The organism is Aerococcus sp. L_32, from assembly GCF_050689315.1.
Genome location: NZ_JBOEQF010000041.1, coordinates 1 through 14,726 on the forward strand (window position 1 = coordinate 1; position 14,726 = coordinate 14,726).

Sequence of the window (14,726 nt, forward strand, 5' to 3'; positions counted from 1 at the left end):
CCGAGATTTGTTGTATAGGTCAAAAATCAACTGGTCAATCTTGTCATCTTTACGGTCGGAAGCAAAGTGTTTTGACATACGTAAATAATCTGGATTGCCTTCTGCTAATAAGTCCTCTTTCAAGGCCTCCCAAACATTTTCAAAATGCATCATATTTTCAGTTTCATCGGTTATTAATCGGTAAACTGGGTCTAGATCAATCAAAAAATAATAACGTTGAATGACCTGCTTACAAAAGGCGTCAATGGTTGAAATATTGGCTTGCGGTAATTTGGCGATTTGTTGCAGGTAGTGTTGACGGCTGTCAGGGTCAGATTCTTCATTGATCATTTCTTGTAAGGCTACTTCCAATCGCTCTTTCATTTCACTAGCCGCTTTTTCGGTAAACGTTACAACCAGTAACTCATCCACCCCATAGCCGCGTCGTACCTTCTGTAAGATACGTTGGACAAGTACACTGGTTTTACCAGAACCAGCAGAGGCTGAAACGAGCAGGTTATCCCCCTCTAAATGAATCGCTGCCCATTGGTCGGCTGTATAACGAGCATTAGCTTCTGTTTGCAATGGAATAGTGGTTTGCTTTTGTCTATTCTTCATCGTCTATCTGGTCCTCCTCTGCTTCATTTTCATTTACATGAGTATCTGTCATTAAGGCTTGGAAAAATGCATCCTTATTCATAGACGGATTTGGTCGATATTTATTTGTATAGTCTGTTGCATCAAACATAGATACAGACCGGTAAGGTTCAGTCATGGACGGAATGTACGGATCATCATCAAGCGGATCTAGCGCAATATGGCCAGACATAATTTGTTCTGCTGTAGCCACAATCTTCTCTTCCACAAAGGCTAACAACTTATTCAACTCATCCTGGGTTAAGACCTTGGCAGCTTTAGCGAAATCGCCATCTTTCTTTCGGCTAACCGCATAAACGCTCGACTTCCCGCCGGGTTCAAGTCCTTCGCTATGAATATCTTCTAATAAATCATAGTCAGCCCGTACATAACCCGATAGTTTCAAGTCGGCTAAAATTTGATCCACAATATTTTTGTCAGTCAAATCTGTTTGCTTTTCAATTTTCACCTGAGGTTGGAAAATCCGTTGATAGAAAGCACCTAGTGGTATGGCAGTTAGACCATCTTGATTTAACTGGTCTAACGCAACCTTCAAATAAGTATAAAGTTGTAATTGGGACCCCACATAAATCTGGTCAAATTTCACATCATGCGCCGATGACTTATAATCCACCACTTGGATGAAGTTTTGTTTCAGGCCACTTTCAATCTGTGACACCGCATCAATCCGGTCGATTTTACCGCGTAAACGTACTTCTTGCCCATTTGCTAAAGTGAAATGCGTGATAGTCTCTTCTTCCTCGTCCTCATTTTGGGTATAACCAAACCGTTGTTCCGTTTCGATAGTTTCCACATTAACCGCTTGGCGTTGCTTGATCATATTTTCAACCAGCAACTGAATGGTCTCTTTCATCGATTCCTGCAAGTAACTATTGCGGTGGTTGACTTTAAAGACCGTGTACTCAGGATAGACATCCGGATCATTTAGCTTATCCGTTACTTCCCCTAAAATTCCCTTAACCTCGCCATCAGAAAGCTTCGCCAAATCAAAATCTTTTTGATTTACTTCCTTGAAAAAGTGGTCCAACATCTCATGGAAGTAGTTCCCTGTTTGTAAGGAATCTAATTGGAAGCTAGGTCGCTCTTTCAATTTCAACCCATATTTCAAATAATAAGAGAAGGGATCTCGATTATAGAGTTCAAGCTGGGAAACAGATACGGCCAAAATATCCCCGTATAAAGACCGGGACAATTCTGGTGTAAGTGGCAGTACCGTATTATGGTAGGTCAAACTAGACTGCAACCATTTAAAGAAACCAGCAGTAGATTGATTGGATACTACCTGGTCATATACAGGCCGCCATATCTGGCTTAAACTTTGTTGGCCATGGGCATCTTGGGCCACGGCTTTCAGTAGATAACGGACTTGGGTGTGACCATTACCTAGTTTCAACAAGGTTTCTTCAGCTGCATGGTCAGACGGTTGCCGTAGATATTTGGTTTGAATATCAAAAGCCTCTGCAATACGGCCGATCATTGGCGACAAGCCTTCAGTATCCGCATCGCCATTATTCAAGGGATAGGAAATATATAAATGATCTGTGGCAGACAGGAATGCCAAATAAGCTTTATAGGCCTCGTTGTTATTCTTACTATCTGCCGATTGTTTTAAGGCTTGTAAGTCATCTAATTGACTAACCACTAATTGCCGGTCCTCGTTGGTTAAAAGAGATTTCTCTTCATAGACCACCGGTAAGGCATATTTGGACATACCTAAAAGAAAAGTGATTTTCTTTGCATCAACCTTATTTTCATCAAAAGAGCCAATTGTAACAGAGTCCATTGTTGGTGGCACCATGGCATAGCTTGCATTTTGAAAGGCCAAATCTAAAATCTTAAAGAAGTATTCTAAGTCAAATGCTTCCTCACCAAATAAGAGAACATAGTCGTCCAACATATGGATAAAGGTTTGCCAAGCCTGTTCGTGTTGTCTCGCCTCTTGTAATTGCCCAGCCTCTAAATAGCTGTCCCGCCAATTCATCAAATTGGTTGGAATCCCATTATTGGTTAGGAATTGATAGAAATATGTAATAGCCGCTTCAGTCGTTTGATCCTTTTTCCAATTGTCAAATAGTGGCGACAAGGCCCCAACAACAAAAGCTTTTACCTGGTTAGCGGTTGCTTCGATCGCAATATCACGTTTCGTCCCGACCTTTTCGCCGTCTTCCCCCACTAAAATATAGGACCAAATCCGGTCTTTAGACCACCAAAATTGTCCTTCATAACCATTTCGTAAAACAACATTTTCTGTCAAATCGATCGCATCACGGAATTGAATTTGCTCCTTTTTGGAAGCTGACAATTCATCCGATACAACCTCTACTGAATCAAAAGTTGGATCATTCCAATGGGTCAAGTCATCCAAATCAACTGGCGTTAATAATTCACTACGCAGTAAATCAAAGACATCTTGATACCGCCAATTACCTTGGTAAACCCGGTATAAGCTCATCATTAATCGATAAAGCGGATGGAGAGCCATATCCTCTTGCAAATTAGTGAAATAAGGAACTTCATTGGCGTCAAGAGCCGCCTGTAAAGCGTGTTGATAGGCATCCTCATCTCTAGATAGGATTTGGATATCCTTGTAGCGGTAATCGGTATTTGGATCTGCCACTAATCGATAAATTTCATTGGCTACTTGGTCAGCTTCCATATGAGTAGACGGTACTTCCCAAATTTCCATAACCTGATTGACTGCCGTTTTAGCAGGATCAGTTTGCGGAACTTGGCCACTTTCAATACGGTTGTCCGTTCTTAGATAATGATCTAAAACTTTAAAACCATCTGCATAACTATTATCCGATTCAGCAACTATAGGATTAGCAAATGGAATCTCTTGCTTTCTAACGAATTGCATCAATTGATTGTAAGTTTTCCCTGTTACCGTAAATAACTCATACCAGTCCGGCGTCCTAAAGTCATAAGGTTGATCTAAATTCAGCACAATTTGCACTTGTGGACAATTTTCAAGGAAGGCAACAATCGTCTCCAACTCTTGGGCATTAAAATAATCAAAGCCCGTAATGATAATTCTTGTTTTAGATAAATCTTGGTCTGAAATTGCCTGTCTCAATTGGGCAAAAACATTTTGGTCTACCATAGTTAAGCCCGCTAAATATTTTTCATACTCTCCGTAAATTGCAGCCAATTCTTTCATTTTCTTCACTTGATTTTGAATCAAGGGCTGGTCACTAGACTCATAGCTAGATAACGAATTTAAAAAGACGTCACTGGTAATTTGACCGTTCACTAACTCTTTAAACAAGTCAGCCAAGGCTTCCACAAATCCAATCTGGTCGTATTCACCCCGGTATACCAATAAGTCATCTTTCATATCCGCTAAAACGCGACCGATAACCATGATATTACCAATATCTGAAACGTCCCTAACTGATTGACTATCTTGTTTCTGCAATAAATACCAAGCTAACCGTTTGAAAGACTGCACTTGTAGTCGCATCATGCCAGCATGTTTATTGTCAGTTGTATGGCCAGCATTCAACTGGACTGCCTTCATTTGACGTAAAACAGACATCTCTAAATCAAATTTCATATTGTCGTCAGTGATAATAAAGACTTGATTTTCGACATCTGCTCTTAGATAAGCATCAATGTCTTCATATACAGATTTCAGGTTATTTTGTGTCGGGGTCTTTAAAATAAACTGTAAATTCATAAGCACTCCTTTTGTAAAAGCAACTTTTTTTAATTGCTAAATATATAAAAGGAGAAGTTGGCACCGGATAGACGCCAACTTCTTTCTTTGCGGTAAATGTTTTTACCTTCATATATTTAAAAATAGTATTTTATAGATTGTTGTAATCGCCAGCACCTTCAATGATGGCTAGAATAACTTCAGTTGCCTTCACCATCGTTTCTAGGCTGACATATTCAAAACGACCATGCATATTTTCCCCACCAGCAAATAAGTTTGGTGTTGGTAGTCCCATGTAAGTCAATTTAGACCCATCGGTACCACCACGAACCGCAATAGTATCTGGTTGGATATCTACAGCAGCAAATGCATTTTCAGCAAGCGTCACAGGGCGCATATCTTTTTTAATAATTTCACCCATGTTGTAATATTGATCATTTAAAGTAACTGTGGCAATGTCACTACCATAAAATGCATTTAATTTACCTGCAGCATCTTGGATTAATGCCTTGCGGTTTTCAAATTGTTGACGGTCATGGTCACGAATAATGTAAGTCGCTTTAGCAGCTTCTACATTCCCTTCCATACCCATTAAGTGGAAGAAACCTTCGCGCCCTTCTGTATTTTCAGGACGTTCATTTTCTGGTAATTGGTTATGGATATCGATAGCCACTTGTAAGGCATTGATCATTAAATCCTTCGCTGAACCCGGGTGAATGTTTTTACCTGCTACTTCAACCAATGCTGAAGCCGCATTGAAAGTTTCAAATTCTAATTCACCTAGTGGGCCACCGTCCATAGTGTAGGCAAAGTCAGCCGCAAAACGTTCAACGTCAAAGCGGTCAGCCCCAACACCAATTTCTTCATCCGGACCAAAAGCCACCTTCACTTCTCCATGTTTAATGGATGGATTGTCGATTAAGTATTTACCAGCGGTAACGATTTCAGCGATACCCGCCTTGTCATCTGCACCAAGTAAAGTTGTCCCATCGGTAGTAATCAAAGTTTGACCGACATATTTGTTTAAAGAATCAAACTCAGCAGGATTTAATTCATAGTCAGAATCACCTAAAGGAATTACGCCGCCATCATAGTTTTCAATGATTTGTGGGTTAACATTTTCAGCGTTAAAATCTGCCGTATCTACGTGGGCAAAGAAACCGATTGTTGGGTAGTCTTTGCTGTCATCTGTTGCAGGAATTGTCGCTGTAACGAATGAGTCTTTTTCATTGTAGAAAACATCTGAAAAACCTAACGCCGTTAATTCTTTGGCTAATTTCTTAGCAAATGCTACTTGGTTTGGTGATGAAGGGACTTGGTCCGCATTCGCCTCGTTTGAGCGCGTATTCTCTTTTGCATAAGTCACAAAGCGGTTTAATAATTCTTGGTCTTTGATTTGATAAGTCATTTAGTATTTCCTCCTATATAAATGTAAATGGATCCGTATTTAATTGGCTAGCAACTATGTCAACCTGCCAGTTATTTTCATCGTTCCATTGCTTAAACTTGTCTGTCATTTTTGCTTTTACGATAGATTCAAAATGGTGACCTGGGTCGATCACATTCAAGCCCGCTGCAATCATATCGTGGGCGGTATGGTAGTAAACGTCTCCAGTTATAAAGGTGTCCGCACCCTTAGCCAGTGCATCCTGGAAGTAAGAACCACCGTCACCACCTAGGATAGCCACCCGTTTAACTGGTCTATCCTTATCAGCAACGACCATTCTTAAGCCATTGACGCACGTTTTTACTTTCACAAATTCACCAAAAGCTTCAAGAGTCATCGGTTCAGCTAAATCTCCGATGCGTCCAATACCAATCGATTGCCCTGTCGCTTCATCTATCGTATGGGCTCGCAAAACTTCTACATTTTCAATCTCGTACAAATCAGAAAGCCAGTCATTCATCCCAGCTGGCGCAGCATCCAAATTGGTATGCGCTGCATATATCCCAATGCCTGAGCGAATGATTTCCGCATACATCGCTTGTTGCGGATCATCTTCCGTTAAACGTTTCACCGGTTTAAAGATTGGTGGGTGATGGGCAAAAATGAAATCAGCGCCAATTGCCTTAGCTTCTTCAACCACTTCAGGGCGAATATCTAAAGTCACCAAAATCTTGTGAACCTCTTGGTCGAGACGGCCAAAATGTAAGCCAGTTGGGTCTCCTTCAACGGCATAGTATTCTGGTGCAAAAGTTTGGAATTGCTGGATAAAATCTCTAATTGTGAGTGACAAATCAATGCCTCCTTAAGCTAATTGTGCTTGTATCGCTGCCTTCAATTCTTGATAGCGAGCGATCTTATTTTCATCGCGGTTATTGGCTTGTTCAAGTTGGTCTAATACATAGTTGGTCCGTTTCAATTCTAATTGCCATTTTTCCTGGAAAATGGCTGTATGTTTTTCTTTGTTGAATAAGCCAAATAAAATATCGTCACTGGTCAATTCTTGTTGTAGGTTGTCTCGATAATCCGCCACAATCACTTCATAGAACTTACCATTTTCAGCAATCATCGCTTCATCAACGATCTCATAAGAATGGGTATTTAACCATTGACGCACCTTGTCTTCTGCCACATTTGGTTGCAGAATAAGACGTGGATTAGTCGCTAATTTGCCGTCGATTAAGCCTTGCGCTAAAATATCCACGATTAAAGCCCCACCCATTCCACAAATGGTAATGGTGTCAATTTGGTCTGCTGGTTCAATAACAGCTAACCCGTCGCCAAGCCGCGCTTCAACCATATGACCTAATTCCTGACGGGTAATTTCTTGTTGGGCAGACTGAAAAGGACCTGCTACAACCTCCCCCGCAATCGCACTTGTGATTTTATCTTGACTGGCCAAATTGGTTGGTAAGTATGCGTGGTCTGACCCAATATCTGCCAGTCGCGCGCCGTCTTTCACAAAAGATGCGACCGATGCTAGTCGGTCTGATAAGTGATTTACATTCATAATTTATCTTCTCCACTCGTTTTCAATACAGAACAATTATAACAAAGATTCAGGTATTTTTTAGGGATTTGCTTCGCAAAATAATAAGATAATTTTCACTTTACAATAAAAAATATTAGGCGTAAAATATTCCATGTTTTAGAAAAGGAAGTTTAGTATTTTTCGCCGAATTAGCTCAGTTGGTAGAGCATCTCATTCGTAATGAGGGGGTCACAAGTTCGATTCTTGCATTCGGCATAATTATATTGATAAATAAGTAAAATTAAATATAGTGTTGCTAGGACGTCTATTCAGTTCCTGGCAACACTATTTTTTTTCGCTCTCTACATAACCATTTGCACCTATTAGAAAATATCAATTAGTGCTTAATAAACATTCCACTTATCTGTTAAGTCATTGTACTTCTCCTTTTCAAAATCACCGAAGAGCTTTTGAATCTACCCTTGTTAATTATTCTTTAATTTAACTCAATATCTAGACATTCATTGAAATGAAGACTATCAGTTTGTAATTTTAGAAATTTTTCCATCTATATGGAATGTGTTTTCTGTGATTCGTTATACTTTTTATTATATACTATTGTTGAATGTTCACCTGCTTTGTGATGTTTCAAAAATCGCGTATGACTACTGATTATGTGAACGGAGGTATTTTATGACGATTGTAGATTTTCAACAAGTGCTCGATTTCTGGTTTGCAGCTGAAAATGCAGACTTGTTGTTCGCAAAAGATGACCACTTTGATGCCGCTATCCGCGACCAATTTCTAGATACTTGGACAGCGGCTGCTAATAATGAACTTTGGCAGTGGCGTGATGATCCATATGGACGCTTGGCTGAAATTATCGTCCTAGACCAATTTTCCCGCAATCTCTGGCGTGGATCTGCCAAGTCATTTTACCAAGACAATATGGCCCTTGCCCTATCGCAAGAATTGTACCACCATCCAAAATTTAATGACTTATTTAATGAGCAGGAAAAAATCTTCGCGGTTATGCCATTTATGCACTCTGAATCTAAAATTGTCCATAAATGGGCGCTAACCATTTTTCAAGAAATTGGCAACGCGAATAGTTTACACTACGAGAAACTTCACAAGCATATTATCGACAAGTTCGGTCGATATCCGCACCGCAATCAGGTGCTAGGTCGCAAGACTACCGCTGAAGAAGCTGAATTTCTGACCCAAGAAAATTCTTCGTTTTAAACAATTATCTAAGCGAAAGCAAATTACATAGGAGGGTTTTACATGATTGGATTATGTTCAGTCACATTTAGAGACGATTCCGTCGAATTCATCATCGATTTAGCCAAAAAAGCCGGCATTCAAGCTATTGAATGGGGTAGCGATAACCACCTGCCTGAAGACAATATCGAGCAAGCCGAGAAAGTCGCTCAATTAATGCAGGAAGCTGGTTTAACCACTTCATCCTACGGGTCTTACTACAAACTTGGGTCATTCGATGATTTCGAGCCCTTCATCCAAATCGCTCAAATAGCTGATGCGTCAATCATTCGCGTTTGGGCCGGGGTAGAAGGATCTGCGGACGTAGCTATTGATGACCGTCAAGACATGATTGAAGATGCAAACCGTATCGGCAAAATGGCAGCCGAAGCCAATCTGTCTATCGCCTTGGAATACCACATGGACACCCTAACCGATACACCATCATCTGCCCAACAACTCATGCAAGAGATTACTGCGCATAATGTCTACCTATATTGGCAACCAGCAGAGTCACTAACGGTTGAAGAACGGATCGAAAGCTTACCGAATTTAGCACCATGGATTACCAATGTCCATGTCTTTCACTGGCAAGACTTCTACAACCGCTATCCATTAGCTGACGGTCAAGATGAATGGTTACAGTACATCCAAACCATTGAAAAAGAATCTCCAAACAAACACCATTATTTAATTGAATTTGTACCTGGCGAAGACCAAAAACAAGGATTCTTAGACAGTGTAGCCACATTGAAAGCTTGGTTAGACCAATTAAATATTGAATACTGATTCATCGCCAATCATAAACAAACAAAGACGCAAGCCTATGTCGACCCTCTGGCCAGCAAGTTATTGCGTCTTTTTCCTATAGCCATTTATTCAAATTTTCGACCTTATTGATTTGATGTTATTAGAGAGACTTACTTAATATAGGTCGCAAAGTCAGTGAGTTCGAAAGGATTGGTATTCCCGTCAATGGTAATAACTTTATTCCCTTTTTGGAAACTTAGGTAATTGGTTTCTGGATTGGATACTGAGAATCGACCCATCCCATAGTCTTCCGGTGCGGTTAATAAGTTTTCTTCTAAGTATTGAACCACAGTTGATGCTAGTGTTAACCCATCATCGCTACCGTCGTTCTGTGCTTGAATTGAAAAATCCCAGTGCCCTTCGTTCCATGAAGTATGGATTTGACCTGCACCAGCGTCCATATAGCCGGTGATGCCATAACCCAAATCTATTGCTTCACCGCCGATTTCTGCATAGTTATTTTGCGAAATCTGTTCGGCTGCTGCTTCATCACTATCGTAGTTGTCGATCGTAATGGAAGCTATTTTGGCATCATCAAATTCCCCGTTAGCTAAGCGTTCGTCCCCGTATGGCACTTGTTCTTCAGTGCCATAGAAGTCCATTTTAATCCTCTGACCCGTTTTACTTGTGTAAGCTGTTGGGAATACCGTTATCCCTTCTGGTAGTGGGATATCAGTAGGAATATAGTCGACATAGTCACTAGCCACGTCGACTTGAATGGCTTCAATGATAGCCGACACGCTATTATCATCCGGCGTCTGACTGATGTCTGATGATGCTTTTTCTGAACTAGTATCTTCAGATGATTCCTCTGTTGATGACTCGGATTCATTTTCCGCTTCATCACTAGACCCACTAGATGTACTTTCTGACTGGCTAAATATCTCTGCATCTCTAGACGCAGTATCTTGTCCGAACATGCCGCATCCTGATAGGACGATGACTGAGGCAAATAACAGCACGCTTTTAGAAAATTTCATAAGAGTGAACCTCTTTCCTTCTATCTTCCTACCTGCAGTTATTTCTGTATATATATTTTAAGTCAAAATTTCCTCATAATCCAAGGATGACCTATAATCCACTAATTTAAATTGAATAAAGTACAAAAATCAATAATTTTAGATACAAAAATACCCTGAATATTATCCGGAAAAGGACACTATTCAGGGTAGATGTCTATTCAAATAGATGATGATCGTGGTGATTAACCCCTTCGGCCATTTTCTCTTTATAATCATAGGTCCTATCTTGAATCATAGACTGGCTATAAAACTTATAAAGGTGGTATTGCAAGTAAGCGGCCAATGAACCAATCAAGGTCCCAATGACAATACCTTCAAATCGGTAGCTAAGATAGTCAAAGCCAAGATTTGGATTCTGAAAGGTTAATTGAATCAAAACCATATTGGTCACGAAGAAAATCCCCATTGAATAATTGCGCGGGATGAAATACTCAGCCAATACGTATAAAATAACTACTGCACCGATCCGTAAAATATGCGGGATTGGGATAATAATGATTAAAGCAGCTGTTGCCAGTCCGGCGATGGTCCCGAAAACCCTTTGGAAGCTTCTATTTAAAATAATTTCCAGAGTGTTTCCTTGTAGGATGGCTGAGCAGGACACGATAATCCATGAATAAGGACTCAGATCAAGCACAATATTCATATAAGACGCGAAGAATAAGACGCCTGCATAATAGAAAGAATCAACCACCATCCGTGGATCTTGTCGAATAGCCTCCTTGAAATGGAAGGTGAAGGTATAGGTTTGTTTAGGTAAATGCAAGTATTTCACTAATAGAAAGGCCATGATTAGGGAAACCACAATCCCGTAGGCAAATTCAATCAATTGCACAGGCATTTGATTGAGTGGTATATCTCGTGTAGCTGCTGCTGCCATCACTAGAATAACGAAGATGTCTCCTGGCTTATCGATCCGGTAAATTCGGTAGATCAGTCTGGCAAAAAAGGCTACCAGGCCGATTGCTATGGGCGCAATTAAAGGGATTTGCCCAATGATTAAGCCGACTGTATAAGCCACCATTAAGGTCATGGCCACAAAAACCATCCGTTTAATGGTCCGACTACCTTCAAAAGATTGAAAATGTAAGAAAGTAAATAAACCTAAGCTAGATGTGGCATTTATCCCAGGCATAACCAATAAATAACCGGTTAAATTGACAATCAAGGTACAAAAACCAGCGAATATTACCCGTTCTAAATGATCATTTGGCGAGGGTTTTAATAATAATGTTTGTTTAATAAATGAACGCATGTAGTCTCCTCCAAAAAATACCGGACCTGCCTTTTTTATATCAGCCAGCATCCGGTTGCCCTTCCATTATACCATGAAAGTTTTCACTACATTTTCATTTTTTACCATTGATTGACATGGTCAACGATTTTAAACCCGTCAGAACTTAATTCATACACTGAGTCACACACTGATTTTAAAAACTGTCGGTCGTGGGAAACGGTGATGATAGCGCCGGGATAATCATTGAACACCGTACGGATTTCTTGTTGAGAAGAAGCTGAGAAATTCCTAGTCGGTTCATCTAAGAGTAAGACATTATAGCCTTTGAGGTCCAAACTAGCTAAGATAAGTTTTCCCTTTTGCCCACCGGATAAGTAAGCTATTGGTTGGTCCATTTCTTCAGGTAAAAAGCGGAGACTACCCAAGTAAGTCATGATCTGCGTTCTTTCTTCCTTGTCCCCAGTGGTAGTCATAAATTCGATAGGGCTTTGGTCATCAGGAATTTCCTCGCTGTATTGTTGGGGCATGTAGCCTACTTGAAGGCCTTCAGCATCTTTTAAATCATGCCAAAGTTGACGAAGGAAAGTCGTTTTGCCAATACCATTGGGACCAATAATGCCGATTTTATCTTGGCCTTTGACAGTCAGTTGCAGATTGTCGGCTAAAGTGCGGTCATCAATGGTTATTTGACCGTCGTCTAAGTGCACGACCACTTGGCTCTTACCTAAAGGGTTCACGTTAGAAAATTCAATATGAATGGGCGCTTCTTTAATCGGATGGTCCACAAATTTGGCCCGTTCGCGTTCAAATCGCTTGTCCATAGATTGGACAGCTTTCATCTTTTTGGCAAGAAGTCGCCCTGCAGTAGAATCCTTGGTATTGTTCAATTGGTGGTCTACTGAATCGTGCACGCGGTTAAACTTCGCCATCCGGTTTTGGTCTTCTTCCCGCTGCTTGTTGGCTAAATTCTCCTGATTTGTCATCTCTTGGTCACGGTGGGTCAGGTAATCTTCATAGCTGGCCTTTACAAAGGTTGAGCGGGCAGTCGACTTGTTGGTCAATCTTTCTACATGCAGGATATGGGTGGCGGTTCGTTTAAGCAACAACTCGTCATGGGAGATATAAATCATAGCCAAGTCACTTTGCTGAATAAACTTTTCAAGCCAGAGACTGGTTTCGACATCTAGATCATTAGACGGTTCATCCATTAACAACAAATCCGGCTCATTCATCAGCAAGTCAATCAACTGTAACTTGATCCGCTCACCCCCAGACAGGTCCCCCACTAACTGCTGGTCATAAATCCGGTCCACATCAAAATCTAGCTGGTTACCCAGTTGATAGAGCAATTGATAATCTACATCTGCGTAATCCCGACCCCTGAAAAAATAATTTTCCAATGACTTTGCTAGGTCCTCATTTGCCATCGCTTGAGGTAAATAAGCCAACTGGGTAAAATGATTGGTCATTTGCCCGGTAATTTCAAGATAAGATTGAATACTTTCATCCCCGACAATATATTTTAGAATCGACGATTTCCCGTTGCCCTCTTCGCCAATAATTGCAACCTTATCCCCAGTGTTTACCACAAATGATAAATCATCAATCATGGTGAATACAGTGCTAGCTTGCGTCATAGTTAAGTGTTTAATTTGTAACATATATGTACCTCCTTTATTATTTTGGGCACAAAAAATGCCCTACTAGATCGTTCTGTAGTAGGACAAATATTGAACATGAATACTTGAAGAATGACGATGCCAACCAAATCTAGGTCTATTGTATACCCTAGATATACGCCCGCTTGCATATTCCGATAAACTTTCTCCAATGTTAAAAATGCACACAAAAAAGAAAGGTCCTAGTATCCGTCCAAAGTTTTTTCATCCTACCAAAATAGCCCAGGTTAAACAAACACTAACGTCAGTGTTTTTTCTCGCTCACTATTTTAAATAAAGTAGGATTATAACTTCATTGGACTTGATACCTGACCTTTCTTTGAAATTGTTATGTTATAAAAGAAATTTACCAGGATTTTGAGGATAAGTCAACCTATTAAATATCATTTAGAAGGACATTCTTATAGGTATCTACTAGCCTTATTCGCGCTCAAGAGCCGTTTTCAACTTAGCTAAAGCTTGATCTACCACATCTTTTGTGACATTTAATGGGGGTAGTAAACGGATGACGTTATCCTTAGCTGAAGTCACTAGCAAACCTTGGTCTGCCGCCGTCGCAACCACTTGGGCAACTGGCTTAGTGACTTTCAACCCAATCAAAAACCCTTGACCACGAACTTCTTCAATTATAGGTGACTGCCAGGATTGCACTTGATCCTTGATATAAGCAGATATAACTTTCACATTTTTCAAAAGTTGTTGGTCTTCAATGGCTGACAAGATATAGTTGCCCGCTGCTGTAGCTAATGGATTACCACCAAAGGTAGTGCCGTGGTCACCTGGTTTAAAGTGGTCGGCCACCTGGTCCTTTGCCACTACAGCCCCAATTGGTAAGCCCCCACCTAACCCTTTAGCTAGGGTGATGATATCTGGATTTAAAGTCGTTTGTTGGAAGGAGAACATAGTTCCAGTACGACCAATTCCTGTTTGAATCTCGTCTACAATCACTAGGACATCCTCTTGTTTTTGCAGTGTGTTGATGGCAGATACGAATTCAGGCGTAATGGCATTGACCCCACCCTCTCCTTGGATGACCTCAAGCAAAATGGCACACGTATTCTTGTTAACTGCCTTTTTTAAAGCGTCAACATCGTTAAAATCCACATATTTAAAACCGACTGGTAAGGGTTTAAAGGCGGTGTGCATGTCTTCTTGGCCGGTTGCTGTCAAGCTGGCCAAGGTCCGACCGTGGAAAGATTGGGTCATGGAAATAATTTCAAAGGCATCCGGCCCCTTGCTCTCAGTCCCCCATTTACAGGCCAGTTTAATAGCTGCTTCATTGGCTTCAGTCCCCGAATTGGCGAAGAAAGTCTTGTCCAGATTTGAAACTTGGCTTAATTTTTCGGCTAATTTTACCCCATTTTCATTCCAGAAAAGGTTGGACACATGGATCAGATTGCCCGCTTGCTTGGTAATAAAATCGACGAATCCTTGGTCGGCGTGCCCTAATACGTTACAGGCGATGCCAGAAATGAAATCGATGTACTTTTTCCCATCAAGGTCTTT

General features: G+C 40.7%; 11 protein-coding genes and 1 tRNA gene. 3 read left to right on the forward strand and 9 right to left on the reverse strand.

Annotated elements, in window-relative coordinates:
• The 5 genes from ACRCJ0_RS04510 to ACRCJ0_RS04530 form a co-directional block, all read right to left on the reverse strand.
• The coding region (locus tag ACRCJ0_RS04510) for a UvrD-helicase domain-containing protein (protein ID WP_431389629.1) at positions 1 to 597 on the reverse strand (597 nt) is incomplete at its 3' end.
• Positions 587 to 4,315: a PD-(D/E)XK nuclease family protein gene (locus ACRCJ0_RS04515; protein ID WP_431389630.1), complete on the reverse strand. Its 3,729-nt coding sequence runs from the start codon at positions 4,313 to 4,315 to the stop codon at positions 587 to 589. The genes ACRCJ0_RS04510 and ACRCJ0_RS04515, both read right to left, overlap by 11 nt.
• Before the next feature lie 130 nt (positions 4,316 to 4,445).
• Complete coding sequence (pepT, locus tag ACRCJ0_RS04520) at positions 4,446 to 5,702, reverse strand: peptidase T (protein WP_431389631.1); 1,257 nt, start codon at positions 5,700 to 5,702, stop codon at positions 4,446 to 4,448.
• Positions 5,703 to 5,715: 13 nt separating this feature from the next.
• Positions 5,716 to 6,531 carry a Nif3-like dinuclear metal center hexameric protein gene (locus ACRCJ0_RS04525; protein ID WP_417893228.1) on the reverse strand — a complete coding sequence of 272 codons (816 nt, stop codon included), beginning with the start codon at positions 6,529 to 6,531 and terminating at the stop codon, positions 5,716 to 5,718.
• Between the two features lie 12 nt (positions 6,532 to 6,543).
• Complete coding sequence (locus ACRCJ0_RS04530) at positions 6,544 to 7,248, reverse strand: tRNA (adenine(22)-N(1))-methyltransferase (protein ID WP_431389633.1); 705 nt, start codon at positions 7,246 to 7,248, stop codon at positions 6,544 to 6,546.
• Positions 7,249 to 7,412: 164 nt separating this feature from the next.
• Between ACRCJ0_RS04530 and ACRCJ0_RS04535 the strand changes: the two genes are divergently transcribed.
• From ACRCJ0_RS04535 to ACRCJ0_RS04545, 3 genes are all read left to right on the forward strand, one after another.
• Positions 7,413 to 7,485: transfer RNA gene (locus tag ACRCJ0_RS04535), tRNA-Thr, on the forward strand.
• A 417-nt stretch (positions 7,486 to 7,902) separates the two neighbouring features.
• The gene (locus ACRCJ0_RS04540) at positions 7,903 to 8,454 is read left to right on the forward strand and encodes a DUF924 family protein (protein ID WP_431389634.1); all 552 of its coding nucleotides are present in this window, start codon (positions 7,903 to 7,905) and stop codon (positions 8,452 to 8,454) included.
• Between the two features lie 42 nt (positions 8,455 to 8,496).
• A complete protein-coding gene (locus ACRCJ0_RS04545; RefSeq protein WP_417893231.1) occupies positions 8,497 to 9,261 on the forward strand; it encodes a sugar phosphate isomerase/epimerase family protein in 765 nt (254 codons plus the stop codon).
• 131 nt (positions 9,262 to 9,392) lie between these two features.
• Here ACRCJ0_RS04545 and ACRCJ0_RS04550 read toward each other — a convergent pair whose 3' ends face one another.
• The 4 genes from ACRCJ0_RS04550 to ACRCJ0_RS04565 all read right to left on the reverse strand — a co-directional run.
• A complete protein-coding gene (locus ACRCJ0_RS04550; protein ID WP_431387423.1) occupies positions 9,393 to 10,262 on the reverse strand; it encodes a hypothetical protein in 870 nt (289 codons plus the stop codon).
• 196 nt (positions 10,263 to 10,458) lie between these two features.
• Complete coding sequence (locus tag ACRCJ0_RS04555; RefSeq protein ID WP_431389635.1) at positions 10,459 to 11,559, reverse strand: FUSC family protein; 1,101 nt, start codon at positions 11,557 to 11,559, stop codon at positions 10,459 to 10,461.
• 101 nt (positions 11,560 to 11,660) lie between these two features.
• Positions 11,661 to 13,202 carry an ATP-binding cassette domain-containing protein gene (locus ACRCJ0_RS04560; protein ID WP_431389636.1) on the reverse strand — a complete coding sequence of 514 codons (1,542 nt, stop codon included), beginning with the start codon at positions 13,200 to 13,202 and terminating at the stop codon, positions 11,661 to 11,663.
• A gap of 438 nt (positions 13,203 to 13,640) precedes the next feature.
• Positions 13,641 to 14,726 (reverse strand): aspartate aminotransferase family protein (locus ACRCJ0_RS04565; protein ID WP_431389637.1); only part of this gene is annotated, 1,086 nt, incomplete at its 5' end.